The 26,297-nt window shown below is 64.8% G+C and carries 24 protein-coding genes; 13 read left to right on the top strand and 11 right to left on the bottom strand.

What is annotated here, in order from left to right:
* Positions 1-86 precede the first annotated feature (86 nt).
* Positions 87-932 (top strand): DeoR/GlpR family DNA-binding transcription regulator, encoded by an 846-nt coding sequence (locus tag EI171_RS36060; protein ID WP_060910813.1) that lies wholly within the window; start codon positions 87-89, stop codon positions 930-932.
* Between the two features lie 2 nt (positions 933-934).
* Here EI171_RS36060 and EI171_RS36055 read toward each other — a convergent pair whose 3' ends face one another.
* Positions 935-1,360 (bottom strand): type II toxin-antitoxin system VapC family toxin, encoded by a 426-nt coding sequence (locus tag EI171_RS36055; RefSeq protein ID WP_161536121.1) that lies wholly within the window; start codon positions 1,358-1,360, stop codon positions 935-937.
* Positions 1,357-1,641: a type II toxin-antitoxin system Phd/YefM family antitoxin gene (locus EI171_RS36050; RefSeq protein WP_161536120.1), complete on the bottom strand. Its 285-nt coding sequence runs from the start codon at positions 1,639-1,641 to the stop codon at positions 1,357-1,359. The genes EI171_RS36055 and EI171_RS36050 overlap by 4 nt, the downstream gene beginning before the upstream one ends.
* 232 nt (positions 1,642-1,873) lie before the next feature.
* Between EI171_RS36050 and glpD the strand changes: the two genes are divergently transcribed.
* The 7 genes from glpD to EI171_RS36015 all read left to right on the top strand — a co-directional run bounded on the left by glpD (position 1,874) and on the right by EI171_RS36015 (position 9,588).
* Complete coding sequence (glpD, locus tag EI171_RS36045; protein ID WP_161536119.1) at positions 1,874-3,424, top strand: glycerol-3-phosphate dehydrogenase; 1,551 nt, start codon at positions 1,874-1,876, stop codon at positions 3,422-3,424.
* The gene (locus EI171_RS36040) at positions 3,421-4,497 is read left to right on the top strand and encodes an ABC transporter ATP-binding protein (protein ID WP_028175056.1); all 1,077 of its coding nucleotides are present in this window, start codon (positions 3,421-3,423) and stop codon (positions 4,495-4,497) included. Before glpD ends, EI171_RS36040 begins: the two co-directional genes overlap by 4 nt.
* A 12-nt stretch (positions 4,498-4,509) precedes the next feature.
* Positions 4,510-5,595, top strand: coding sequence for an ABC transporter ATP-binding protein (locus EI171_RS36035; RefSeq protein WP_161536118.1), 1,086 nt, complete (start codon positions 4,510-4,512; stop codon positions 5,593-5,595).
* On the top strand, positions 5,595-6,569 hold the full coding sequence (locus tag EI171_RS36030; protein WP_161536117.1) for a carbohydrate ABC transporter permease: 975 nt from the start codon (positions 5,595-5,597) through the stop codon (positions 6,567-6,569). The genes EI171_RS36035 and EI171_RS36030 overlap by 1 nt, the downstream gene beginning before the upstream one ends.
* Positions 6,569-7,375: a carbohydrate ABC transporter permease gene (locus EI171_RS36025; protein WP_011085227.1), complete on the top strand. Its 807-nt coding sequence runs from the start codon at positions 6,569-6,571 to the stop codon at positions 7,373-7,375. Before EI171_RS36030 ends, EI171_RS36025 begins: the two co-directional genes overlap by 1 nt.
* Positions 7,376-7,385: 10 nt before the next feature.
* Positions 7,386-7,715, top strand: coding sequence for a DUF2160 domain-containing protein (locus EI171_RS36020; protein WP_028175055.1), 330 nt, complete (start codon positions 7,386-7,388; stop codon positions 7,713-7,715).
* 130 nt (positions 7,716-7,845) lie between these two features.
* Positions 7,846-9,588, top strand: coding sequence for an ABC transporter substrate-binding protein (locus EI171_RS36015; RefSeq protein WP_038967390.1), 1,743 nt, complete (start codon positions 7,846-7,848; stop codon positions 9,586-9,588).
* A gap of 123 nt (positions 9,589-9,711) precedes the next feature.
* On the opposite strand, the gene EI171_RS36010 is transcribed toward EI171_RS36015, so the two are convergent.
* Positions 9,712-10,749: an alpha/beta hydrolase gene (locus EI171_RS36010; RefSeq protein WP_161536116.1), complete on the bottom strand. Its 1,038-nt coding sequence runs from the start codon at positions 10,747-10,749 to the stop codon at positions 9,712-9,714.
* Positions 10,750-11,016: 267 nt separating this feature from the next.
* Here EI171_RS36010 and EI171_RS36005 point away from each other — a divergent pair, with 267 nt between their 5' ends.
* The gene (locus EI171_RS36005; protein ID WP_028175053.1) at positions 11,017-11,760 is read left to right on the top strand and encodes a helix-turn-helix transcriptional regulator; all 744 of its coding nucleotides are present in this window, start codon (positions 11,017-11,019) and stop codon (positions 11,758-11,760) included.
* A gap of 115 nt (positions 11,761-11,875) precedes the next feature.
* On the opposite strand, the gene EI171_RS36000 is transcribed toward EI171_RS36005, so the two are convergent.
* The 5 genes from EI171_RS36000 to EI171_RS35980 form a co-directional block, all read right to left on the bottom strand.
* Positions 11,876-12,979: an alkene reductase gene (locus EI171_RS36000; RefSeq protein WP_161536115.1), complete on the bottom strand. Its 1,104-nt coding sequence runs from the start codon at positions 12,977-12,979 to the stop codon at positions 11,876-11,878.
* Positions 12,980-13,158: 179 nt separating this feature from the next.
* Positions 13,159-13,662, bottom strand: coding sequence for a DUF1993 family protein (locus EI171_RS35995; RefSeq protein ID WP_161536114.1), 504 nt, complete (start codon positions 13,660-13,662; stop codon positions 13,159-13,161).
* 313 nt (positions 13,663-13,975) lie between these two features.
* Positions 13,976-15,277 (bottom strand): lytic murein transglycosylase, encoded by a 1,302-nt coding sequence (locus EI171_RS35990; protein WP_161536113.1) that lies wholly within the window; start codon positions 15,275-15,277, stop codon positions 13,976-13,978.
* A gap of 123 nt (positions 15,278-15,400) precedes the next feature.
* On the bottom strand, positions 15,401-17,341 hold the full coding sequence (locus tag EI171_RS35985; protein ID WP_161536112.1) for a glycosyltransferase: 1,941 nt from the start codon (positions 17,339-17,341) through the stop codon (positions 15,401-15,403).
* Positions 17,338-18,696 carry an HlyD family secretion protein gene (locus tag EI171_RS35980; RefSeq protein ID WP_161536111.1) on the bottom strand — a complete coding sequence of 453 codons (1,359 nt, stop codon included), beginning with the start codon at positions 18,694-18,696 and terminating at the stop codon, positions 17,338-17,340. The genes EI171_RS35985 and EI171_RS35980 overlap by 4 nt, the downstream gene beginning before the upstream one ends.
* Before the next feature lie 286 nt (positions 18,697-18,982).
* On the opposite strand from EI171_RS35980, the gene htpX reads away from it, so the two are divergent.
* Together htpX and EI171_RS35970 are read left to right on the top strand one after the other, a co-directional pair.
* Positions 18,983-19,954 carry a zinc metalloprotease HtpX gene (htpX, locus tag EI171_RS35975; protein ID WP_028175047.1) on the top strand — a complete coding sequence of 324 codons (972 nt, stop codon included), beginning with the start codon at positions 18,983-18,985 and terminating at the stop codon, positions 19,952-19,954.
* Between the two features lie 137 nt (positions 19,955-20,091).
* On the top strand, positions 20,092-20,733 hold the full coding sequence (locus EI171_RS35970; protein ID WP_028175046.1) for a tetratricopeptide repeat protein: 642 nt from the start codon (positions 20,092-20,094) through the stop codon (positions 20,731-20,733).
* 169 nt (positions 20,734-20,902) lie between these two features.
* Here the strand turns inward: EI171_RS35970 and EI171_RS35965 are convergent, their stop codons facing one another.
* Positions 20,903-21,259 (bottom strand): hypothetical protein, encoded by a 357-nt coding sequence (locus tag EI171_RS35965; protein WP_028175045.1) that lies wholly within the window; start codon positions 21,257-21,259, stop codon positions 20,903-20,905.
* Positions 21,260-21,431: 172 nt separating this feature from the next.
* Positions 21,432-22,238: a hypothetical protein gene (locus tag EI171_RS35960; protein ID WP_161536110.1), complete on the bottom strand. Its 807-nt coding sequence runs from the start codon at positions 22,236-22,238 to the stop codon at positions 21,432-21,434.
* Between the two features lie 228 nt (positions 22,239-22,466).
* On the opposite strand from EI171_RS35960, the gene EI171_RS35955 reads away from it, so the two are divergent.
* The gene (locus EI171_RS35955) at positions 22,467-22,760 is read left to right on the top strand and encodes an antibiotic biosynthesis monooxygenase (RefSeq protein ID WP_027543691.1); all 294 of its coding nucleotides are present in this window, start codon (positions 22,467-22,469) and stop codon (positions 22,758-22,760) included.
* Between the two features lie 187 nt (positions 22,761-22,947).
* Here the strand turns inward: EI171_RS35955 and EI171_RS35950 are convergent, their stop codons facing one another.
* Positions 22,948-24,393, bottom strand: a complete 1,446-nt coding sequence (locus EI171_RS35950; RefSeq protein WP_011085241.1) for a short-chain fatty acyl-CoA regulator family protein — start codon at positions 24,391-24,393, stop codon at positions 22,948-22,950.
* Between the two features lie 229 nt (positions 24,394-24,622).
* Between EI171_RS35950 and EI171_RS35945 the strand changes: the two genes are divergently transcribed.
* On the top strand, positions 24,623-26,257 hold the full coding sequence (locus tag EI171_RS35945) for an isocitrate lyase (protein WP_038967398.1): 1,635 nt from the start codon (positions 24,623-24,625) through the stop codon (positions 26,255-26,257).
* The last annotated feature ends 40 nt before the right edge of the window (positions 26,258-26,297 follow it).

The raw sequence follows: 26,297 nt of genomic DNA, 5'->3' as shown, positions 1-26,297 counted from the left end.
CTCATCCGTTAACCGTGATCGGCGGGCGCATTGACCGATGGCGCGAACCGCCGCACCATGCACCTTCCTGATTTGAGGCCATTGCCGTGACCGGATTGACCCATCGCCAAGCCGAAATCCTCAACATCGCGCGCGCCTCCGGCCGCGTCATGGTCGAGGAGCTCGCGCGCCGGTTCGAGGTCTCGGCGCAGACCATCCGCAAGGATCTCAACGACCTCTGCGAACGGCGTTCGCTGACCCGCATCCATGGCGGCGCCATCATCGCCTCGGGCGTGGAAAACCTCGCCTATGAGGCGCGCCGCTTCGTTGCCGCCGAGGAGAAGAAGGCGATCGGGGCTGCGGCCGCATCGCTCATCCCGAACGGATGCTCGCTCTTCATCAACATCGGCACCACGACGGAGGAGGTCGCGAGCGCGCTGACCTCGCATGAGGATCTCCTCGTCATCACCAACAACCTCAACGTCGCGATGCTGCTCTACCGCCATCCCCGCATCGAGGTGGTGGTTGCCGGCGGCACGGTGCGGCGCGCCGACGGTGCGGTGGTCGGCTCGACCGCGACGCAGCTGATCGGCCAGTTCAAGGTCGACTACGCCATCATCGGCGCCTCCGCGATCGACGAGGAGGGCGCGCTGCTGGATTTCGACTATCGCGAGGTGCAGGTCGCGCAGGCCATCATCGCCAATGCCCGCAGTGTCATGCTGGTCGCCGATTCCACAAAACTCCGCCGCAGCGCGCCGGTGCGCATCGCCCACATGACCCAGATCCAGACCTTCGTCACCGACCAGGAGCTTCCCGAACGCCTCGCCACCATCTGCCACAGCAAGGGCATCGAAGTGGTGGAGGCGATGCCGAAAGGGGCGGACATCGATGATGTGCAGGCCGATGCTCAGGAAGCTGCACCCGAAGCGGCGCCGGTGGTGCGGTTAAGATAGGACTATGGGTCGTCCCACGGATTGAGCAGGGGGACGCCGAATGCAGCAAAATCCTTCACATTGCGCGTGGCGAGCGTGAGATCGTTTGCAAGCGCGGTCGCGGCAAAGAAGCCATCCATGACGGACAGAGCAACGCCGCTGCGGCGGCTCTGAGCCATCAGGTCGCCCCAGCGCTCGACCACCGCCTGGTCGATCGGCAGGACACGTTCGCCAAACCGCGTCGGCAGATCATCGGCAAGCCAAGCGGCCAGTGCCGAGCGCCGGCGGCCATCCTCCAGCAATGCGATGCCGCGGCGAAGCTCGGCGATCGATGCGACGCTGATGAACGCACGATCTTCATCGATCGTGTCAAGCCAAGCCAAGACATTCGGCGAGGGGGCTGGCCGCTGAACTTCCGACAGTATGTTGGTGTCGAGCAGCAGGTTCACGGCATCTCGTCGCGCGGCGCATCGTGCGTGCGATCAAGTGCGAGGTCGGCGCCGCGCAGCGGAGAGGCCAGCAGGAATTCGGCCAGCGTGCCTTTGCGTGCGGTCTTGCGGGCCCATTCCTCGGCGGAAACGACCACGGCGTTCGGCTTGCCGTGACGGGTGATGATCTGGGGGCCGGTCTGGGCACGGTCGATCACCTCGGACAGTCGTGCCTTGGCGTTGGCAAGCGTCCACGTGTCATCAGTCGGAAGCGTGTCGGGTGCAGTGTTGTGGTCGGCCATGTGAGCAAGAACCAATATGACTATTATGACTATAATCTATCGTGGCTGACCTTCAAGTGCGCTATTGCTTCTCGAATTGCCGTCTAAGTTGCTCATTTCCTCGTCCGATTGCCCACCAAAAAGTTCCGCTTTCACTTCCCTTCGCCTCTCTTTCATCTTGCTTTCGCTTTTCGGTGTGATCTAATCAAAAACGAAAGTAGTCGCTCGAAGGAACGAGCGAGTCGCCCGGGGGATGCGTCTGTTGGAGCGTATTTTCGACCTCGCCATTATTGGAGGCGGTGTTAACGGCTGTGGCATCGCGCGCGACGCGGTGGGCCGCGGCAACACGGTTTTCCTGTGCGAAATGAACGATCTGGCGAGCGGGACGTCGTCCTGGTCGACCAAGCTGGTGCATGGTGGCCTGCGCTATCTCGAATATTACGAGTTTCGCCTGGTCCGCGAGGCGCTGATCGAACGCGAGATCCTCTGGGGCATCGCGCCCCACATCATCCGCCCCTTGCGTTTCGTTTTGCCGCATCACGCAGGGCTGCGCCCGGCCTGGCTGCTGCGGCTCGGCCTCTTCCTCTATGACCACATCGGCGGCCGCCATCTGCTGCCGGCGACCCGCTCGGTCGATCTCAGGCGCGACGAGGTCGGCCGCCCGCTGATCCCGAATCGCTACAGCCGCGCCTTCGAATATTCCGACTGCTTCGTCGATGACGCCCGCCTCGTCGTGCTCAACGCGCGCGATGCCGCCGACAAGGGCGCCGAGATCCGCACCCGCACCCGTGCCACCGAGATCCGCCAGGCCGACGGCGTCTGGACGGTCAGCATGGTCAACACGCTGACCGGTGCGCGCTCGCAGGTCCAGGCCCGGGCGCTGGTCAATGCCGGCGGCCCCTGGGTCGAGGACGTGCTCGGCCGCGGTGCCGGCGTCAACGCGAAAGCCAAGGTGCGCCTGGTGCAGGGCTCGCATATCGTGGTCAAGAAGCTCTACGACCACGACCGTGCCTACATGTTCCAGAATGCCGACGGCCGCATCATCTTCGTGATCCCGTACCAGGACGATTTCACGCTGATCGGAACCACCGACCGCGACTATGACGGCGATCCCGCCAAGGTGAAGGCGACGCCGGAGGAGATCCAGTATCTCTGCGCCGCCGCGAGCGAATATCTGGCGAAGCCGGTGACTTCAGAGGACGTGGTCTGGACCTATTCCGGCGTGCGGCCGCTCTATGACGATGGCGCCAGCGAAGCCAAGGCCGCAACGCGCGACTACGTGTTCGAGCTCGACACGCCCGGCGGCTCGCCGCTGCTCTCGATCTATGGCGGCAAGATCACGACCTACCGCCGCCTCGCCGAAGAGGCGCTGGAGCGGCTTTCGCCCTATCTTCGCAGCGCGAAAGCGCGCGAGGGCTGGACCGGCAAATGGCCGCTGCCCGGCGGCGACATGGATGTGTCCGACATCGACGGGCTGATCGCCGAGCTCCAGCGCGGCTATCCCTTCCTCGGCCATGCGCATGCGCGCCGCCTCGCGCGCGCCTATGGCACCCGTGCCATCAAGCTGCTTGGCGATGCGAAATCGGCCGCCGACCTCGGCCAGGCCTTCGGCGCGACGCTCACCGAGCGCGAGGTCCGCTACCTCATGGCCAACGAATGGGCCGTTACCGCCGAGGACATCGTCTGGCGCCGTTCCAAGCTCGGCCTGCGACTATCTGCCGACGAGATCGAGGCGCTTGACGACTGGATCAGGACCCACGCCGTGCCGCAAAGTCCCCTGCTGGAAGCGGGAGGACGCTCATGACCGTCACGCTCGATCACGTGACCCGGACCGTCGATGGTGTCGCGCACATCCGCGACGTCTCGCTGACGCTCGAGAGCGGCACGCTCAACGTCCTGCTCGGGCCGACGCTGTCGGGCAAGACCTCGATCATGCGGTTGCTCGCCGGCCTCGACAAGCCGACCACGGGCAAGGTGCTGGTCAACGGCAAGGACGTCACCGGCGTCGATGTGCGCCAGCGTTCGGTTGCCATGGTCTATCAGCAATTCATCAATTACCCCTCGTTCACGGTCTATGAGAACATCGCTTCGCCCTTGCGCGTGCAGGGCAAGCCGCGCGAGGAGATCGAGGCGCGCGTGGCGGAAGCCGCAAAGCTGCTCAGGCTCGAGCCGTTCCTGAAGCGCACGCCGCTCCAGCTCTCCGGCGGCCAGCAGCAACGCACTGCGATGGCGCGTGCGCTGGTCAAGGGCGCCGATCTCGTGCTGCTCGACGAGCCGCTCGCCAATCTCGATTACAAGCTGCGCGAGGAGCTGCGCGCCGAGCTGCCGCGCATCTTCGAGGCCTCGGGCGCGATCTTCGTCTATGCCACCACCGAGCCGACCGAGGCGCTGCTACTCGGCGGCAACACGGTGTGCATGTGGGAGGGCCAGGCGCTTCAGATCGGCGAGACGCCCAACGTCTATCGCCGTCCGCAGACGCTGCGGGTTGCCCAGGTATTCTCCGACCCGCCGCTCAACCTCGTCGGCATCGAGAAGAAGAACGGTTCGGTGCAATATGCGGGAGGTATCGCCGCGCCGGCGTCCGGCCTCTATTCCGCTCTCGCCGACGGCGCCTATCGCGTCGGTTTTCGCGCGCATCAGCTTGCGCTCGCCAATGGTGAGACCGACCGCCATGCCTTCCACGCCACTGTCACGGTGACCGAGATCACCGGTTCGGAGAGTTTCGTGCATCTGACCCGCGACGGATCGAACTGGGTGGCGGTGCTGCACGGCGTGCACGAGTTCGAGCCCGGCCAGACCATCGATGCCGTGCTCGATCCCAATGATGTCTTCGTATTCGACGCGGCTGATCGCCTCGTCGCAGCTCCAAGCCAGTGAGGGGGATGCGCCATGGCCCGCATTGACCTCGTCGATCTCGCCCACTCCTACGGCGGCAACGCTGCGCCGCAGGAAAGCTTTGCGCTGAAGCCGGTGACCATGACCTGGCGGCAGGGCGGCGCCTATGCGCTGCTTGGGCCGTCCGGCTGCGGCAAGACCACGCTGCTCAACGTCATCTCCGGCATCATCACGCCGTCGCGGGGGAAAATCCTGTTCGACGGGGTGGACATCACACCGCTGTCAACCCAGAAGCGCAACATCGCCCAGGTGTTCCAGTTTCCGGTGATCTACGACACCATGACGGTGGGGGAGAACCTGGCGTTTCCGCTGAAGAACCGCGGCGTGCCGAAAGCCGAGATCGACAGGCGCGTCGCCGAGATCGGCCGCCTGCTCGACCTCGAGCCCTATTTGAACCGCAAGGCCACGCGCCTGACCGCCGACGCCAAGCAGAAGATATCGCTCGGCCGCGGCCTCGTGCGCAACGACGTTGCCGCGGTGCTGTTCGACGAGCCGCTGACAGTGATCGACCCCGAGCTGAAATGGCAGCTCCGGTCCAAGCTGAAGGCGCTGCATCGCGAGCTCGACCTGACGATGATCTACGTCACCCACGACCAGACCGAGGCGCTCACCTTCGCCGATACCGTCGTCGTCATGCATGACGGCCGCGTGGTGCAGAGCGGCACGCCGGCCGAGCTGTTCGACAAGCCGGCGCACACTTTCGTCGGCTATTTCATCGGCTCGCCCGGCATGAACATCCTGCCGGCCGAGGTGAGGGGCCGCGAGGCGCGCATCGGCGGGAATGTCATCGCGCTGGGCCGCAGCTACGACAATCTGCCCGCGGGCGCGAAGATCGAGATCGGCGTGCGTCCGGAGTTCGTCGACGCCGTCGCGCCGGCACCTGGCCTGCTCACCGCAAAGGTCGAACGCATCGACGACCTCGGCCGCATCCGCTTCGCGCGCGTCCGCATCGGCGAGGCCAAGATCGCGGCGCGCGCGCCGGCGGGCTTCACCAGCGCGGACGGCACCGCCGGGCTGAAGTTCGATCCGTCGCATGTCCACGTCTATGCCGACAGCCTTCTGGTGGAAGGAGCCGCCTGATGGACAAGACCATCAACCAAAAAGCCTGGTTCCTGGTGCTGCCGGTGTTCCTGGTCGTCGCCTTCTCGGCGGTGCTGCCGCTGATGACGGTGGTGAACTATTCGATGCAGGACACGTTCGGCAACAACCAGTTCTTCTGGAACGGCGTCGGCTGGTTCAAGGAGCTGCTCGATCCCTCGACCGATCTCGGCGGCCGCTTCCTCGCGTCGCTCGGCCGCAATCTGTTCTTCTCGCTGGTGATCCTCGCCATCGAGGTGCCGCTCGGCATCGTCGTTGCGCTGTCGATGCCGCGCGACGGCTGGACCGTCGCGGCCTGCCTCGTCATCCTCGCGCTGCCGCTGCTGATTCCCTGGAACGTCGTCGGCACCATCTGGCAGATCTTCGGTCGACCCGACATCGGCCTGCTCGGCTATACGCTCAATGCGATGGGCCTCGACTACAACTACGTGTCCGACGCAGTCGACGCCTGGGTCACGGTCATCGTGATGGACGTCTGGCACTGGACCAGCCTGGTCGCGCTGCTCTGCTACGCCGGCCTGAAGTCGATCCCGGACGCCTATTACCAGGCGGCGCAAATCGACGGCGCCTCGCGCTGGGCCGTGTTCAAGGCGATCCAGCTGCCGAAGATGAACCGCGTGCTCTTGATCGCGGTGCTGCTCCGCTTCATGGACAGCTTCATGATCTACACCGAGCCGTTCGTCGTCACCGGCGGCGGACCCGGCAACTCGACCACCTTCGTCTCGATCGAGCTTGTCAAGATCGCGCTCGGCCAGTTCGACCTCGGCAAGGCCGCCGCGCTGTCGCTGGTCTACAATCTGATCATCCTGATCGTCTGCTGGATCTTCTACACCGTCATGACCAATGCAGGCGTCGAGCGTAAGGCACAGGCGGAGAAGGAGCCGGCGGCGGAGCCGAAACCCGCAGGTGTGCTCCAGCCTGCGCCCGCGCTCAAGCCGAAGGAAGGAGTGGCCTGATGCATTCGATTCCCGGCCGCCGCCTCATCATGGGGCTGTTCCTGGTCTTCCTGCTGCTGCCGATCTACTGGCTCGTCAACATGAGCTTCAAGACCAACAGCGAGATCGTCTCGACGATGACGCTGTGGCCGCACGCCCCGACGCTCCAGCACTACAGGCGCATCTTCACCGACGAGAGCTGGTACTCCGGCTACATCAATTCGCTGGAATACGTCGTCCTCAACACCATCATCTCGATCTCGGTGGCGCTGCCGGCGGCCTACGCCTTCTCGCGCTACCGTTTCCTCGGCGACAAGCACCTGTTCTTCTGGCTGCTGTCGAACCGGATGGCGCCGGCCGCGGTCTATGCGCTGCCGTTCTTCAACCTCTATTCGGCGATCGGGCTGTTCGATACGCCCTGGGCCGTTGCGCTCGCGCACTGCATCTTCAACGTTCCGCTGGCGGTGTGGATCCTGGAAGGTTTCGTCTCCGGCGTGCCGCGCGAGATCGACGAGACCGCGTTCCTCGACGGCTATTCCTTCCCGCGCTTCTTCATCAAGATCCTGGTGCCGCTGATCGCCAGCGGCATCGGTGTCGCCGCCTTCTTCTGCTTCATGTTCTCCTGGGTCGAGCTCTTGCTCGCGCGCACGCTGACCTCGGTGCAGACCAAGCCGATCGCGGCGATCATGACGCGCACGGTGTCGGCCGCGGGCATGGACTGGGGCCTGCTGGCCGCGGCCGGTGTGCTCACCATCATTCCGGGCGCGCTGGTGATCTGGTTCGTCCGCAATTACATCGCGCGCGGCTTCGCGCTCGGCCGGGTGTAGGGAGGCATCGATGGAATCTATTGCATGGATGGCCTGGACGCTGCCGACCGCGATCTTCTTCGCGGCGCTCGCCTGCACCCTCGCGGTCATGACGTACCTCGCCGCGGTCTATCCCGAGGCCGAGCGCGTCGGCGTGCTCAGTATTCCGACCACGCGCGGCGACCGCCTGTTCATCTCGCTGATTGCGGCCGCCGTCATCCATCTCGTGTGGATCGGCCTCGTCGGCACCGACGCGCTCGCGACGCTGCCGATCGGCGAGGATGGTTTTGAGATTTCGAGCCTGTGGCTCGCAAGTGGAATTTCGCTGGCCACGGCCGTGCTCATTTTCCGCACGGTCTGAAGCTCGCGAAGGGACGGCCAGATCCGGGGGCAACCCGGGCCTGTATAAAATTTTGTCGCTGCAACGGAGGAACAACATGCGACAGTTTAGGAGAAGGAAAGGTCCATTGACCAAGAGCAGTTTTCTGACCATGTCCAGCACTGCTGCGCTTCTGGCGGTGTCGTTCACCGTCTCGACGCCGGTTCGTGCTGCCGACGACGCCGCGATCCAGAAGTGGATTGCGGAATTCCAGCCCTCGACGCTGTCGAAGGACGACCAGAAGAAGGAGCTGGAGTGGTTCGCCAAGGCCGCCGAGCCCTTCAAGGGCATGGAGATCAACGTCGTCTCCGAAACCATTGCGACCCACGAATACGAGTCGCAGACGCTCGCCAAGGCGTTCTCCGAGCTGACGGGTATCAAGCTCAAGCACGACATCATCCAGGAAGGTGACGTCGTCGAGAAGCTGCAGACCCAGATGCAGTCCGGCAAGAACGTCTATGACGGCTGGATCAACGATTCCGACCTGATCGGCACGCACTTCCGCTACGGCCAGACCATCGCGCTGTCGGACTACATGACCGGTGAGGGCAAGGACGTCACCGACCCCATGCTCGACGTCAACGACTTCATCGGCAAGTCGTTCGGCACGGCGCCGGACGGCAAGCTCTACCAGCTGCCCGACCAGCAGTTCGCGAACCTCTACTGGTTCCGCTACGACTGGTTCACCAACCCCGACTACAAGGCCAAGTTCAAGGCCAAGTATGGCTACGAGCTCGGCGTGCCCGTGAACTGGTCGGCCTATGAGGACATCGCCGAGTTCTTCACCAACGACATCAAGGAGATCAACGGCGTCAAGGTCTACGGCCATATGGACTATGGCAAGAAGGACCCGTCGCTCGGCTGGCGTTTCACCGACGCCTGGCTGTCGATGGCCGGCAACGGCGACAAGGGCATTCCGAACGGTCTGCCGGTCGACGAGTGGGGCATCCGCATGGAAGGTTGCCGTCCGGTCGGCTCCTCGGTCGAGCGTGGTGGCGACACCAACGGTCCGGCCGCGGTCTACTCGATCACGAAGTACCTCGAGTGGATGAAGAAGTACGCGCCGCCGCAGGCCCAGGGCATGACCTTCTCCGAGTCGGGTCCGGTGCCGGCGCAGGGCAACATCGCCCAGCAGATGTTCTGGTACACCGCCTTCACCGCCGACATGGTGAAGCCGGGCATCGCCGTGATGAACGCGGACGGTACGCCGAAGTGGCGTATGGCTCCGTCGCCGCACGGTTCGTACTGGAAGGAAGGCATGAAGCTCGGCTATCAGGACGCGGGCTCGCTCACGCTTCTGAAGTCGACCCCGGCGGATCGCCGCAAGGCGGCCTGGCTGTATCTCCAGTTCATCGTCTCCAAGACGGTGTCGCTGAAGAAGAGCCATGTCGGTCTCACCTTCATCCGTGAATCCGACATCTGGGACAAGTCGTTCACCGAGCGTGCGCCGAAGCTCGGCGGCCTGATCGAGTTCTACCGCTCGCCGGCGCGCGTGCAGTGGACCCCGACCGGCAACAACGTGCCCGACTATCCGAAGCTGGCGCAGCTGTGGTGGCAGAACATCGGCGATGCGTCGTCCGGTGCGAAGACGCCGCAAGCCGCAATGGACGCGCTGGCCGCTGCCCAGGACTCCGTCATGGAGCGCCTGGAGAAGTCCGGCGTGCAGGGCGCCTGCGGTCCGAAGCTGCACAAGAAGGAGTCGGCCGAATACTGGTTCGCCAAGGCCCAGAAGGACGGCACCATCGCTCCGCAGCGCAAGCTCGCCAACGAGAAGCCGAAGGGCGAGACGGTCGACTACGACACGCTGATCAAGTCGTGGCCGGCCACCCCGCCCAAGCGCGCCTCGCTGCAGTAAGGTACGCCTCATCACGACGACCAAAGGCCGGGAGCAATCCCGGCCTTTTTCTTTGCGCGCGCACCGACGCGCTGGACGGAAGAGCCTGCCTACGTGTCAGGATTGGCGCCGTCGGACCGGCGATCACACCAGGAAATCGTGATGGTGATTGACCGGCGCCACCTTCTCCACGAAGTCGATGATCTGCGCGAAGGTCTGGTGCGCATTCTGCGACAGCGTGACGTCGTGCCCGGCATTCTTGACCACGAGTTGTTCGAAGTCGGACGAGTTGGGATAGAAGGCGCGTTCTGCCGCAAAGGTTGAGGGATCGGTCTGAAACAGCAGGTCGTGATCGCCGACGACTTCGAGCACCGGCGCTGTGATTCCCACCGAGCGCGCCGGATCGAGCGCAAATGCGAAGTTCAGTTCGGCGGCCGTGCCCGTGCCGATATGCGAGGCATCCCAGGCAAGGATCTTGGGCGAGGTGTTGTTGCTGTCAAACAGGAAGCTTCGATCGTCGAAGGTCAGGTACCCGTCGGCGGCCGGGTGAATGGCGTTGGCGAACTCGCCGGCGCCTGCCGGGTTGACCTCGTGCCGAAAGCCCGTGAGCACGAGCGCGTCGGCATCGTGGTATGTGCCGGCCTCGGTTTGCGCGATGCCTGAACCCAGGGAGTGACCGACCAGGACAATCTTGGAGAACCCGTAGCTGCTCAGGGCGCCACTCTTGATGGACTGAATGATCTGATGCAGCTCGTCGGCCTGATCCTGGATCGTTGTCAAATCGGCCGGCGGTTTGTCGCTCGTTCCCGTCCCCAGCCGATCGAGATTCAAGGTCGCGTACCCGGCGTCATTGGCCGCATCGACGAACGAATATTTTCCGTTGCCGACCGGGGGATCCCAATAGGTGTGGTCATACGAGAAGCCGGGCAGCAGGATCATCAGGGGCCGGCCCTCGGTCGACCCGGGCGAATCCAGCACTGCGTGCATGTTGAAATCGCCGGACGTCGCCGTCGGAGCGACCGACAGAACCAGGTCCTTGTGAATGGCATGGTGGTCTTCGTGGCCACGGAAATCGAACCGGTGACTTTCGCCTCCCCATCCGGCGCCATCGTCGTCCCATCGTACGTCATCGTCGTTCAAATGGCCGGACCGGCCGAAAGCAAACTGCCTAGAACTCGTCATGAGATTTTCCCTTCGACCCGGCTGCAACAGACTTCGCCGTTCACATCTCCGGCGCTTCGCTCTTGAAGAGCGCGCGTCTCATCGGGGGCCTGCGCAGCAGAGGCGTACGCTCTGCATGCGACCCCACGTGCAAGGCGCACCCGTCAGGCACGCGGATGTTCGCGAAATTGCCCGTGCTTGACGGGTTGAACCCTATGTTCCAAGGTATCGGTCGCCTATCCCAGTTTTCAGGGATGCCCGGCTTCACGATGATGGCATGGGGTGGTGATGGCGATTTCACTTTCTGCGCGCGAAGTGACGCTGCTGAAACGCGTCGGCGAAGGGCTTCTGCAGCCCCTGCGACCCGATTGGCTTTTGGCCATGCCGGATATCGCTGCGGATTTAAAGCGCCTGCTGGCGATGGATTTCATTGGGACGACGCGGTGGAATCAGCGAACCGGCCGCTACGAGAATCCGGCATGCTCCGGACGCGGAGTGGAGATGGCGCGCGCCTATGTCGAGGAGTTTCAGCGTTGCGATCCGATTTCGCCACGGCTGCGCTCCCGTCGCGGGCCGACCCCGATCTATTCGGTCATCAACCGAACCGAGCTCGAGCGCACGCGATATTTCAATGAATTCCTGCGCGTCCACCAGACGACGGATGGTATCGATCTCCACCTCTACGACGGTGACACAAGTGTCGGCGACTTTCGCTTCTGGCGTGCTCCCGGCCGGGCCCCCGTCGGATCTCGCGAAGTGGCGCTGCTGACCTTGCTGCAGCCGATCCTCCTGCGCGCGACCAAGGACGTGCACAGCACCAGCACGGCAGCAGGCCACCGCCTGCCGCAACTAACGGATCGGGAGAACCAGATCGTCGGTCTGGTCGCCGACGGCCTGACGGACGGCATCATCGCCCGGAAGCTGGGGATCAGCTACTGGACCGTCCGCTCACACCTCGACCATGTTTTCGAGAAGCTACAGACGCCCAATCGGGCGACTCTCATCGCGCGTATCCACCGCGAGGGTCGGTGACGCCGTTTCCGCGGCCCGCGGCGGACGCGACGCCGATCCAGCTCGATCTCCACCGAGCCGGTCTGGATCGTGTCGTCGCTTCGCTCACAATGATGGCGTGGAAGGCGCGCAGCCTCTACTGCGCCGCTTCCGCCGCTTCGAGCGTCGGGTAATCGGTGTAGCCCTTCGCGCTGCCGCCGTAGAACGTGTTCTTGTCCCAGTCGTTCAGCGCCGCGCCCTGCTTCAGCCGCTCCACAAGGTCGGGGTTGGAGATGAACGGCTTGCCGAAGGCGATGAGATCGGCCGCGTTCGCGTCCAGCACCTTGGTCGCCAGATCGAAGTCGTAGCCGTTGTTGGCGACGTAGGCGCCGGAGAAGCGCTTGCGCAAGGACGCATAGTCGAACGGTGCGAAGTCGCGCGGCCCGCCGGTGGCGCCCTCGACGACGTGGAGATAGACCAGCTTCAGCGCGCTGAGGCCGTCGACGATGTGATCGAACAAGGCTTGCGGATTGCTGTCGGAGACGTCGTTGGCGGGCGTCACCGGCGAGATGCGGATGCCGGTGCGCTCAGTGCCGGCCTCGGCGGCAACCGCCCTGGAGACCTCGAGCATCAGCCGCGCGCGGTTCTCGATGGAGCCGCCGTAAGCGTCGGTGCGCTTGTTGGCGCCGTCCTTGGCGAACTGGTCGAGCAGGTAGCCGTTGGCGCCGTGAATCTCGACGCCGTCGAAGCCGGCCTCCAGCGCATTCTTCGTGGCGCGCTTGAAGTCGTCGATGATCCCCGGAATTTCGGAGAGCTCGAGCGCGCGCGGCTCGGAGACGTCGGCAAAGGTGCCGTTGACGAAGGTCTTGCCCTTGGCGCGGATCGCGCTCGGCGCAACCGGCGCTGCGCCATTCGCCTGCAGCGCGACATGCGAGATGCGGCCGACATGCCAGAGCTGGATGAAGATCTTGCCGCCGCGCTCATGGACCTTGTCGGTGACCTTGCGCCAGCCGGCGACCTGGTCCTTGGAGTAGATGCCGGGGGTGTCCTGGTAGCCCTGGCCCTGCTGCGAAACCTGGCTCGCTTCGGTGATCAGGAGACCCGCGGACGCACGCTGGCCGTAATAGTCGGCGGCGAGCGCGCCGGGGACGAACGTGCCGGGATCGGCGCGGTTGCGCGTCAGCGGCGCCATGACGAGGCGGTTGGCCAGCGTGATCGGGCCGAGCTTGTAGGTCTCAAACAATTTGGTCGAACGGCTCATGGGAGTGCTTCCAGGCGGTGAGAGGTCCGGAACACTTGTGCATCGCGGCAATCAGCGCAAGGGAGGAGCCATACGGAAAGTGCAGGCGAGCTACGCGGCAACGCCCGCGTAGCATAATTCATGTGCAATCTTGGCCGCGACAGCGGATTTCGGCTATCGCGGCCGTGCGATTTCGCAAATCAGCTCGCGCCGAGGAAATCGCGCTTGCCGATCTCGACGCCGTTGTGGCGCAGGATGCCGTGCGCGGTCGTGGCGTGGAAATAGAAGTTCGGCAGCGAGAACGCGCTGAGGAATTGCTGGCCCTTCATGGTGATGGATTTGTCGGGGCCGGCCGGGAAGGTGACGTCCTTGGTGTCGGCGCCCTCGAACTGCGCGGGCTTGAACGACTTGACGTAGTCGATCGTGTTGGCCAGCCGCTGCTTCAGCTCCTCAAACGTCTTTTCCGTGTCGGGCGTCGAGGGCACCTCGCTATGGGTCAGCCGCGCGCAGCCCTTGGCGGCGAAGTCGCTGACGAGCTGGATCTGCTTCGACAGCGGCAGCATGTCCGGAAACAGGCGGGAGCCGAGCAGGACGCTCGGGTCGACCTTCTTGGCCGCGCAATGCGCCTCGGCTTTCGTGAGCAGGCCGGTAAGGCTGTTCAGCATCTGCAAATAGGCGGGGACGACGGCGTCGTAGAAGGACATGTGATGCTCGCTTCAATGGTGAGGAATCTCAGGAGAAAACCTGATCCACTCACATGGGAACGTCATGGAAAAATACAATCGCAGGAGCCGCTTTTGCGATGCGAAAATTCTAGTGCCCGCGGCCCATCCTTCGAGACGCCCGCCTATGGCGGGCTCTCAGGATGAGGTCACGTTCTGCGGCGAAAGATTAGACCCTCATGGTGAGGAGCCCGCCAAAGCGGGCGTCTCGAACCATGCAGGCCGAGCTCTTCCGGCGAACTCTCGCTGCCATATGCGATGATTTTGCTCTCAAGGGCATGAGGGCGCGCAGGGGCTACCGCACCACCCCCGCTGGCTGCGCCTGCGCCGTGCTGCCGCGCATGCGCGCGAGCAGCTCCGCGGTCGGCCAGGAATCGGCCGGCAGGCCGTATTTGATCTGCATCGCCTTCACGGCGGCGCGGCTCTGCTGGCCGAGCACGCCGTCGACCTTGCCGACATTGAAGCCGGCCTGGACCAGTAGCTGCTGCAATTGCTTGAGCTCATTGAATGGCAGCTGCGCGACCGGCGCCGCCGGCTTGCGCATCGGCGCGGCGCCCGCGATGCGGGTGGCGAGATAGCCCGCGGTGGTCGAGTAGATCAGCGAGTTATTCCACTCGGTGTAGGCGGCGAAATTCGCATACGCCATGAAAGCCGGCCCGAAGCGTCCCATCGGCAGCAGCACGGACGCCGCGAGATTGTCGTTCGGCAGCGGCCGGCCGTCGGGATAGGTCACGCCTAACTGCGCCCATTTCGAGCGCGGCTGCTGCACGGTGAGATCGGTCTGCTCCCACGGCAGGTTCTGCGGCACCTTGATCTCCTCCAGCCATGGCTCGCCGCGCCGCCACTTCAAGCCGTTGGCGATGTAGTTCGCGGTCGAGCCGATCACGTCGGGCTCGCTGCGCAGGAGATCGCGCCGTCCGTCGCCGTCATAGTCGACGGCGTAGTTGACGTAATGCACGGGCAGGAACTGCGTCTGTCCGAGCTCGCCGGCCCAGGAGCCGATCATCTCGTCGGGTGTGAGATCGCCGCGGTCGATGATCTTCAGCGCGGCGATGGTCTCGTTCACGAACATCTCCGAGCGGCGGCAGTCATAGGCGAGCGACACCAGCGATTTCAGCGTCGGCAGGTTGCCCATGTTGGCGCCGAAGTCGCTCTCCAGGCCCCAGAACGCGGCGATGACCGCCGGCGGCACGCCATATTCCTTTTCGGCGCGCGCGAAGGCAGCTGCGTGGGCCTTGATGTGCTGCTGGCCGTTCTGCATGCGATAGGGCGCGGCCATGCGGCCGGCGAACTCGGTGAAGAGCTGGCCGAACACGCGCTGGCCGCGGTCGCGGTTGACGATGCCCTGGTCGTAGACGAGGTAGGGCGAAGCCTCCGCGATCGTCCGCTGCGACACGCCGGCGGCCACCGCCTGCTGTTTCACGTCGGCCAGGAAGCGATCGAAGCTCGCCCCATTGTGGCACGAGGCTGCGCGCGGCGAGGGTGCGGTGGCCTTGGGCGCCGCAGGCCTTGCGGGCGGCGGCGCGAACTGGGCCGAGGCAGTGGCGGAGCATGCGAGGAGCGCGACGGCCGCGATCAGAAATCGGGTCTGGAGCATAGGGGTTCCGGCGGGGAGGGAAGGCGTGGACTCGCTTGAAGTCTAGGTGAAGTGACGGCCTCAGGCCATCCTTTCCATGCCATGCCAATAAGCGCAATGCGAGGGAGCGGATGCCGCGCCAGCCTAGCCGAACAGACGCATCAGCAGCGCTTTTCCGACCGGAAGCGCCCTGACGCCACGATAGGCGCGGACATACTCGCCGGCATAGAACGCCCGGATCGCATGCACGCGCGTATCCATGCCTTCCTCGAACCGCACCGCGAATCCGTCCGTGGTTCGTCGCACAACGACGGCCGCGATCGAGCGGCCATAGATGCGGCAGTCGATCGTGCTGCCGGGTGCCGGCGGATCGGGATCGATCAGCCGGGCGCCGGTAATGGAGATGTCGGCGAGCCGCGCCAGATGCCACTTGCCGTCCTGACGCAACAGGATCGGCTCATTGCGATCGAAGCGCTCCGCCTTGCGCTTGCGTGGCTGCTCGATGCAGACGAAGCAGACCACGGTGAGGATGAGCGCGTTGTAGAGGCTCCAGGCCAGGGCCAGTCCGCCATACGCGATGTTCTCGCCGCGCAGGTGCAGGATGAAGGCATAGGCAATGGCCGCCAGCGTGATGAGAAGCGCGCAGCCGTAGATCCGCAGCAGCGGCCATTCGACAAATCTCCTGTCGCGGTCGCCGCCCTTCGCCGTGACCTTGAACTTGTGTCCCTTCGGCTTCAACAGGCCGGCTGCCACCGCCTTGAGCACCGCGGGCGCGGCGATGAGTTGCGAGACGTCCGACATCATGGCGAGCGAACGGCCGTGCGACAGCCAGGCCATGCTGAGTCCGTGCCAGACGTAGAACGGCAGGAAGAAGCGCAACAGCTCGGTGAGATCGGCCTGCACCGCCTTGATGCCGAACAGCAGGAACAGCCAGGGCACCATCAGTCCCGCGACCTTCGACGTGTAGACCGCAGACCAGCTCATGAAGGCATCGACCAGCGAGAGCCGGTCGATAAAGGACAGCTTCGAGTCCTGCGAGAACGGTCCGCTGCGGCCGCGCACGATTTGCATCAGGCCGAGGCACCAGCGCGCACGCTGGGTGATGTATTCCTTCAGCCCCTCGGGCGCGAGTCCGATCGTCAATCGTTCGTTGAGATAGATGGTGTTGAAGCCGCGCTCCTTCAGGCGAAGGGTGACGAGGTAGTCTTCCGTGACGGAGTCGGTTGGAAAGCCGCCGATCTGCACCAGCCCGGCGTAGCGAATGAGCGATGAGGTGCCGCAACAGAAGGCGACGCCCCAGGCGTCCTTCGCCGGCAGAAGGATGTCGAAGAAGAAGCGCTGCTCGTCGGGCCATACATCGGTTGCAGCGAGGTTGGTCTGGATCGGGTCGGGATTGATGAAGTGCTGCGGCGTCTGCACCACGCCGACCGAAGCGTCGTCCATGAGGGAGATAGTGCGCGCGAGGAAGTCGGGCCGCGGCACGAAGTCCGCGTCGAGAATGGCCACGAAATCCGGTCGTTCCGGCAGGGCGCCGACGTGCTTGAGCGCATGGTTGATGTTGCCTGCCTTGGCGTGGTGGTTGTCGGGCCGCGCGAGATAATGGCAGCCCAGTTCGCTCGCGAGGCGCCGCAGCCAGGGGCGCCTTCCGTCGTCGAGCACCCAGACGCGATAATTGCCGTACTCCATACCGGTCGCGCCGATGATCGTGCGCTCGAGGATGGATCGTTCCTCGTTGTAAGTGCAGATCAAGACGTCGATCAGCGGCGCGTGTGGATCGATGGCACGGCCGTCTATTCTTGCCGCACCTGTGCGGTCGAGGGTCCGGCTCAGAAACAGCAGGGACAATGCGACCGCGACGAGCGAGGCCGCCTCCAGCAGCATGAAGGGATAACCGATCACGGCGTCCGCCGTCAGATGCGGTGGCGGGAGTGTCGCGGTGACACGCCAATAGAGATAGCGGAGCAGGAAGACCAGCGACACGACGGCCAGGAACGAGCGCGCCATCGTGCTGTCGCGCCTGAGCAGCGGCACGAGCGCCATGAAGGCGCCGAGCGTAATCAGGCCTGGCGTCAACGCCGTGATCACGGTGCGGTCTCGCGCCGGGCAAACACAACGCGGCCGGTGCGCCCCACGGTGCAGGCGTGGGCAGCGGCATCGCCGGGCGCCACGGTCACGCGATAGGGCTCCTTGCTGAGCGCGTCCGGATTGATGGCGAGATTGGCGGGCGCGCCGGCGGCGCCGGTCAAATTGACCACGGTGCCGGAGATCGGCTCGCCGCCGTCATTCGGCTCGAAGCTGGCGCGGTCGCCGAGCTGCAGGCGATTGTAGACGCTCTCGGTGACATTGGCCGTAATGACGGCGCCGCTGCAATCGAGGATCTTGAGCAGGGGTTGGCCGGCCTGCACGTCCTCGCCCGGCGAGGTCATCATCTCCCAGACGCGGCCCGCAACGGGTGTCGTGATGTTGGCTTCGGACAGATCGGCGAAGTGGACCTCCTCGATGATGATCTCGTTGGCGAGCCAGGCGATCTCGGTGTCGGTGCGCGCGAGATCGGCCTCGAGATCGCCGGCGCGCTGACGCATCTCCTCCTCGCGCTGCACCGAGCTCGGGCGGTCGTTGTAGCTGTCGCCGAGGAACGTGCCGTTCTGTGCCGCCGTGAGCTCGACCTTTGCAGCATCCAGCCGCTTGCGCGCACCGAGCTCGGTTTGCTGTGCCACGGAAAGCTCGCGCGTCAGCCGCGCCAGCTCGACCGTCGAGACATTGCCGGACTTCGCGAGTGAGGATGCGCGCTCGACGGCGGCGCTGGCTTCGTCCCGCCGCGCTGCCGCGGCCTCGATCGAGGTCTGGATCTCGGCGATGCGGGCCTCGAGCTGAAGCATGCGTCCCTCGCGGAATTGAGCGGCCTGCCGCGCCAGATCCTTTTGGGCTGCCTGGGCCGCGGCAAGCTTGGTGGCGAGACTGGGGCGCTCGTTCTCCAGGCGCGATTTCTGCCGCCGGAGATCGTCGAGCCGGGTGCGATCCCCGCGCGAGTTCACGATGCGCAGGAGCACGGTTCCGGCACCAAGCCTGGCCTGATCGGTAATGGGCTGGGCGGCGACCACGCGGCCGCCGATCGGCGTGCGCAGGGTGACGAGACGAGAATTCAGCACCGCCTCGACGCTCGAATACTCCCAGATCGCACGCAGCGGCAGCCAGCCGAACACGGCGATGATGGCAAGTCCAATGGCGATCTTGGCGCCGCGTCGCAGATGCGGCCAGCGCGGCCCTGGTTCCGGCGCCGTCTGCGCCTCGCATGCGTGGCCGGTTTCGTCATCGGCGAACAGCTGCTCGTGCAGCGCCTCCTGTAATCCCTTCGCGTCGGTCTTGGTCTCGCTCTTGGTCTCGTGAGGGGAAGCAGTGGATGCGGGGTCGATGGAAGCGGCGCGTAAGCGGTCTACCATGACGGTCACCTGGTTGACGGGAGGCCAACGGAACCGGTCAATGCGCGAGGGCCGCGCAGCGTGCCCGGTTACCGCGGATTAAGCCGACGCTGAGCTTTCCAGGTTGCTAAGCGTCCGCGCGTGTTTTTGCGCAAATCCCGGTCAAGCTTTAGCGACGGGTGAAAGGCTGGCCGCGCGGCCCTGTAGCTGCGGCTCCGCGCCGCATGAACCCTTGCGTTGCCCGGCGGCATTCATACTTCGAAGACGCCGGCTGGAGGCTCGCCCGCGGCCGGTTCAGGAGACGGCCATGAACTATCTTCGTACCGCAATGCTGCTCGCAGGCCTCACCGCCCTGTTCATGGGCGTGGGCTATCTGATCGGCGGTGCCTCCGGCGCCATGATCGCGCTCGTCATTGCCGCGGCGACCAATCTCTTCACCTACTGGAACTCCGACCGCATGGTGCTCTCGATGTACGGCGCCCATCAGGTCGACCGTTCGACCGCGCCGGAACTGGTCGGTCTCGTCGCCGAGCTTGCGGGCCGCGCGGGCTTGCCGATGCCGCGCGTGTTCCTGATGGACGAGGCGCAGCCCAACGCGTTCGCGACCGGCCGCAATCCCGAGAACGCCGCCGTTGCCGTCACCACCGGCCTGATGCACCAGCTCAGCCGCGAGGAGCTCGCCGGCGTGATCGCGCATGAGCTTGCGCATATCAAGCACCACGACACGCTGCTGATGACGATCACCGCGACCATCGCGGGCGCGATCTCGATGCTGGCGCAGTTCGGCATGTTCTTCGGCGGCCACCGCGACAACAACAACGGCCCGGGCATCGTCGGCTCGATCCTGATGATGATCCTCGCTCCGCTCGGCGCCATGCTGGTGCAGATGGCGATCAGCCGCACCCGCGAATATGCCGCGGACAATCTCGGTGCGCGCATCGTCGGCCAGCCGATGTGGCTGGCCTCGGCGCTGGTGAAGATCGAGGGCGCCGCACATCAGGTCCCGAACTTCGAGGCCGAACGAAATCCCGCGACCGCGCACATGTTCATTATCAATCCGCTGTCGGGCCACGGCGTGGACAATCTCTTCGCCACCCATCCCTCGACGCAGAACCGTATCGCGGCGCTCCAGCAGCTCGCGGCCGAGCTCGGCGCGCAGGCGGCGCCGTCGGTCGGCGCCAACGAGAACTATCCGCCGGCGAGCCCGTGGGGCCGCTCATCTTCGCGCGGTCCTTGGCGTGGTCCTTCGCAAGGTCCTTCTCGTGGGCCTTGGGGCTAATCCGGAACCGGCAAGGATTTGCGCGTGGCTTTGTGACCTGGCGCACACAGGATCGTCCCGGCCAGTGTTAACACCTCGCCGTGACACTTCCTTCGAAAGGGGATGCGTGGCCGGCCCGTCGCCGGTCACCGTCGAAGATGACCAGAGCTGCCGTACCATTGCTGATCGTCCTGGGCGTGCTGATCGGCCTGTCCACGCATATGGTCGTCAATTGCGGGGACGAGGACGAGCCCGACATCTGCGCGGCCGTGATCGGTTTCTCGCCGCTCCGCGGTTCGCTGATCGCCTTTGCCTATGAAGGGCGCGGGCGGATCGCGCTGCGCCACGGCGACTGGCGGCGGGCGATCGCGGATTTCGACGAGGCCATTCACCTCAATCCCAATCGCGCCTCGCTCTATCGCGACCGCGCGGAGGCGCGCCGGCAGAACGGCGACCTCGAGCTCGCCATTGCGGATTACGACGAGGCGATCGCGCATGATCCCAAGCTCGCCGCGCCCTATCACCAGCGCGGTCTTGCGCTCGCCGCCACCGGCGATCTCGATCGCGCCATCCTGAGCTACAACACGGCGGTCCGTCTCGCCCCCTCCGATGCGCAGGCCCGGCTCGACCGTGGCCTGGCGTTCCTCGCCCGCGGCCAGGCCGACGATGCGCGCGCCGATTTCGAAGCCGCTCTCGCGCTGCCCGCCGGCAAGGATGCCCGCACGCGCGAGGCGGCGCGCGCCAAGCTCGCCGAACTCGCCAGCGCCGAGCCGACCCGGGTTTCAGCACCGCGGCGGTGAGGGGAGTTGTCTCCCTCTCCGTTCTTACGGGGAGAGGGGCTCTCTCCACGCATGAGGCTGTCGAGAGACCTGTACCCCCTCACCCGGATCGCACCGGACGATGCTTCGCATCGCCGAGGCGATCCGACCTCTCCCCGCAAGCGGGGAGAGGTGAAGGGCGCAGTCGCGCCTACTTCGCCTTCTTGGCTTTCGCCTTCTTCGCCTTGGCCGCCTTCTTCGCCGGCTTCTCTTCCTTCGCCTTCTTCTCCACCTTCGCCGCGATCGGCGTGCTGGCCGCGATTCGCATCGATCGTGCGTAGCTGTCGGCGACGTTGTCGGCGGACATCTGGAGGCGCTTGGCGGCGGCGGTGGCCTGCTCCATGGTGGCCTTGGCCATCATCTTGAAGCGGTCGCCGGTCTCCTTGCCCTTGGCCTTGGCCGCAAGGCCGTTGAAGCGATCCCGCCGCTCCTTGGCGCGGGTCATCAGGCCCGTATGCAGCTGTCTGGCCAGTTGCCGGATCACGACATCCAGGTCGGCGTCCGCCATGTTCTTCTATCCCCTTGAAAACAGTATCGATGCGGGCGGGACTATGCAGATCGGGCCCCGCCTTGGCAATTCCCGGCCGGGCGTCATCCGCAGCTTCCGGGACCCAAAACAAAAAAAGCCGCGCATTTTGCGCGGCTTTTTGCCTGGTTGGTGCAGATGGGCTAGGTCCGCCTCACTTCAGCGAGGCCACCGGGCCGCTTGACGCAGTCGGGTCGGGGTCGAAGCCGAACACGCCGACCAGGTATTTGTAATAGTCCGGCATCTTCTCCTTGAGCGTCTCGCGCGACTTGGGGTCGTGGAATTCGCTCTTTCCGGCCAGGAAGATGCTGGCGGTCACGGCAAAGAACTCCATGGGATTCTTCAGCGCATAGGATTCCTTGGGCAGGAGGTCCTTGGACTTGGCCAGGGCATAGTAGCCGATCACGCCCTTGTTGGCGTAGCCGTCCGGCAACAGGCGCGCGTGATAGGCGTGCAGCAGTTCGTGCAGCAGCACCGCCTCCTTCTCGTACCGCATCATGTCCGGCCGCAGCATGATCACGCCGAGCCCCGAATCGACCGCGAGGTCGATGGCATTCGGATTGGTCCAGCGCTGCTTGTTGGGGTCCCAGACCGTCAGCGTCCGGGGAACAGTGCGCTGCATGTCCGGCGTGACCCTGCCGTAGCACGCGGTCGCGGCGCCTTCGTCGAGGCAGGCCAGCTCGCTCGCGACGATCGGAACAGTATGGAAGAAGCGCAGCACGCGCGGAGAGAGGCCGGCGCCTTCGACGACGTCGATCTGGCGCTTCAGATTGTCGGTGAGCTTGTCGACATCCTTGCGATCGGAATTCTCCGACAGGTCGAACATGTAGCCGCGGTAGCTCTGGAAGCCCGGCGGCAGCGCCTGCGCTGCCTCGGCGGATGCATCGAGCGATCCGGCATTGGATGGACTGGCGAAAAGCGCGCCGACAATGGTCGCGGTCAGCAGCAACGCAATGCGCATGATGAACCCCCTGATGTCACTTCGCCCGGCAGAATAAGCCACCGTTGTTTGCGAAAAGTGAGTGGGGCGAGACTAGGGCAGCGATGTTGAGGCGTGCTTAACCATTGGTTGCAGATCGCGCAGACGGATTAGTGCCGGGTTAACCAAGGAGGGTATCCGGGCCCCGCGCTTCGGCGTAACATCAAGTCCGGGCACAAAGCCCACATCAATAGCCGGGAGGAGGAAGCCATGTATGCCGCCATCCGTCAGGCCAAGGCGAAAAGCGGGAGCGCGGAGGAGCTGGCGCGCCGCATCAAGGACGGCGCCGTTCCGATCATCAGCGACGTCGACGGTTTCCGCGCCTATTACGTCGTCTATGCCGGCGACGACACGGTCACAGCGATCTCGATCTTCGACAAGTTCGAGCAGGCGGAGGAGGCGAACCGGCGCGCGATCGCCTGGATCGAGAAGGATCTCGGCCCGCTGCTCGCCGGCGACGCGCGCGCCGCCGCGGGGCCGGTGATCGTGCATACGCTGGCGTAGTTGGACGGATCGCTGCCTCCCAATGTCGTCCTGGCGAAAGCCAGGACCCATTACCCCAGGGAGGAGTTTTGCGACGCGTGGCCGCCACCTGCGCTTGCATGATAGTTCGGTGGTTATGGGTCCTGGCCTTCGCCAGGACGACAGCGAGTTTGTGGCTGCATCTAAAGCCAAGCGCGAGCCTTCGCCCTCACAACTCCCGTGCGTTCGAGAACGCGAAACTCGACACCCGCCGCGTCGTCTCGTCCAGGATCAGCGTACGCGTGATCGGCGGCTCGGCGCGCTGGGCGCAGTTTTCGCGTTCGCAGAGGCGGCAGTTGACGCCGATGGGCGTGCCTTCCGTCTTCTCCAGGTCCATGCCGGCGGCGTAGACGAGGCGCGCGGCGTGGCGGATCTCGCAGCCGAGGCCGATGGCGAAGCGCGGCTGCGGCAGCGGGTGCGGCGCGACCGGGCGGCGTACCATCTGCGCGATCGAGAAATAGCGCGTGCCGTCGGAGAGCTCGATCACTTGCTTCAGCAGGCGATCGGGCGTGTCGAAGGTCGAGTGCACGTTCCACAGCGGGCAGGTGCCGCCGAATTTCGAGAACGGGAAGGTGCCGGACGAGAAACGCTTGGAGACGTTGCCGGCATTGTCGACGCGCAGGAGGAAGAACGGAATGCCGCGCGCGTTCGGCCGCTGCAAGGTGGTGAGGCGGTGGCAGACCTGCTCGAAGCCGGAATTGAAGCGCTGCGCCAGCACATGGATGTCGTAGTTCAGCGCTTCCGCTGCGGCGAGGAAGGCCGGGTAGGGCATCATCACGGCCGCTGCGAAGTAATTGCCGAGCGTGATGCGGAACAGGCGCCGCGGCGCGTCGTCGAGCGGGCCGGCGCGGTTGATGATGGTCTCCAGCTGCTGCGCGCATTCGCCAAGGCCGAGCTGGAAGGCGAGCTGGAACGCGCGGCCGGGCGGGTCGACCAGTTCCGAGATCAGGAGCTGGCGGCGGTGGCGGTCGAAGCGCCTCAGCGTCTCGCGCATCACGTCGACAGGCATGATGCGGGTCTGGATCGAATGCTTTTCGCGCAAGCGCGCGGCAAGGGCCGCGTAGAGCCCTTCGGCCGGCACGTTCAGCTCGTCGCGAAGCGTCTCCGCGGCCTGTTCGAGTTCCGGAAAATAGTTGCGGTTCGCCTCGATCAGCTCGCGCACGCGTTCGACCGGATTGGCCTCATAGCGCGTGCCGACGTCGCGGTCGGCCATTTGCGCGGCGGCCAGCGTCTCGCCCTGACGGGCCTCGGTATAGGCCGCGTAGAGCCGCTGCAGCGCGTGGGTGACGCCGGGACAGAGTTCGGCGAGGTCGCGCAGCTCCTGCTTGGGTACGTCAATCTGGCGGAACAGGGGATCGGAGAAGATCTCGTTGAGCTCGGCAAAGAATCGGTCCTCGTCGGCGGTGGCGAGGTCGCGCAGGTCGAGGTCGTAGGTTTCGGCCAGCCGCAGCAGGATCTGGGCGGTCACCGGGCGCTGGTTGCGCTCGATCAGGTTGACGTAGCTCGGCGAGATCCCGAGCCCCTCGGCGATCTGGGTCTGCGACAGGCCCAATTGCTGCCGGATCCGCCGGAAGCGCGGACCGACGAACAGTTTCTTCCCGGATTCGGCGGGCATTCTTCAGATCTCCAGGGCCATTAAGGACAGTCTCGCTGACCTATAATTTACAAACTTTACAAAATAACATCTATTACATGTTCTGATGTTACATGACATCACCAATAAAAAACAAGCCATCTATACGAAGTTTCCGTTTTCGCGTTTACGTCGTGACACGCATTTCGCAATGCACTGTCAAGAATGTCGATGGCCAGCCATCGCCATCGTCAGCGAAAGGATCAGGCACATGAACTACCAGCCCCGTGGCATCAGCACTTTCCAGGCGCCGGCCTCGTATCAGAGCGAGATCGATGCAGCGAAGGCGCTCCTCGAGACCCAGCCGACCTGGAACGGGGTGTCGGCCGAGGCCGTCGCGCGCATGCGCCTGCAGAACCGCTTCAGGACCGGCCTCGACGTCGCCCGCTACACCGCGGCGCTGATGCGGGCCGACATGGCGGCCTATGACAACGACCCCACCAAGTACACCCAGTCGCTCGGCTGCTGGCACGGCTTCATCGCCCAGCAGAAGCTGATCTCGGTCAAGAAGCACTTCGGTGGCAGGACCGATCGCACCTACCTGTATCTCTCGGGCTGGATGATCGCGGCGCTGCGCTCCGAGTTCGGACCGCTGCCCGACCAGTCGATGCACGAGAAGACCTCGGTGCCGGCGCTGATCGAAGAGCTCTACACCTTCCTGCGCCAGGCCGACTCGCGCGAGCTCAACGACATCTTCCGCAGCCTCGACAAGGCCCGCAAGGAAGGTGACAAGACCCGCGAGAAGGAGCTGATCGAGAAGATCGACGGCTTCCAGACCCATGTCGTGCCCGTCATCGCCGACATCGATGCCGGCTTCGGCAACGCGGAGGCGACCTACCTGCTCGCCAAGAAGATGATCGAAGCGGGCGCCTGCGCGCTCCAGATCGAGAACCAGGTCTCGGACGAGAAGCAGTGCGGCCACCAGGACGGCAAGGTCACCGTGCCGCACGACGTCTTCCTGGCGAAGATCCGCGCCTGCCGCCACGCCTTCCTCGAGCTCGGCGTCGAAGACGGCGTCGTCGTGACCCGCACCGACTCGCTCGGCGCTGGCCTGACGCAGCAGATCGCCGTCAGCCACAAGCCCGGCGACATCGGCGACCAGTACAACAGCTTCCTCGATTGCGAGGAAATCACCGCGGAGAACGCCCGCAACGGCGACGTCATCATCAACCGCAACGGCAAGATGATGCGTCCGAAGCGGCTGCCCTCCAACCTCTACCAGTTCCGCCCGGGCACCGGTGAGGACCGCTGCGTGCTGGACTGCATCACCTCGCTGCAGAACGGCGCCGACCTGCTCTGGATCGAGACCGAGAAGCCGCATATCGAGCAGATCGCCAAGATGGTCGATCGCATCCGCAAGGTGGTTCCGAACGCCAAGCTGGCCTACAACAACTCGCCGTCGTTCAACTGGACCCTCAACTTCCGTTGGCAGGTCTACGACGCGATGAAGGAAGCCGGCAAGGACGTCAGCAAGTACAACCGCGCCGAGCTGATGAAGGCGGAATATGACGACACGCCGCTGGCGAAGGAAGCCGACGAGCGCATCCGCACCTTCCAGGCGGATTCGGCCAAGCGTGCCGGCATCTTCCACCACCTGATCACGCTGCCGACCTACCACACCGCGGCGCTTTCGACCGACAATCTGGCCCGGGAGTACTTCGGCGAGCAGGGCATGCTCGGCTACGTCAAGAACGTCCAGCGCGCCGAGATCCGTCAGGGCATCGCCTGCGTGAAGCATCAGAACATGGCCGGCTCCGACATCGGCGACGACCACAAGGAGTACTTCGCCGGCGAGGCCGCCCTGAAGGCGGGCGGCGCGCACAACACGATGAACCAGTTCGGCTAACGGCGGAATTGATCAGTCCGGGGTCCCCTCGGAGCCCGGA

Source organism: Bradyrhizobium sp. LCT2, from assembly GCF_009931255.1.
Classification (GTDB): Bacteria; Pseudomonadota; Alphaproteobacteria; order Rhizobiales; family Xanthobacteraceae; genus Bradyrhizobium; species Bradyrhizobium diazoefficiens.
The sequence above is the reverse complement of the archived record's forward strand: the minus strand, read 5'-3'. Positions and strand labels throughout refer to the sequence as shown.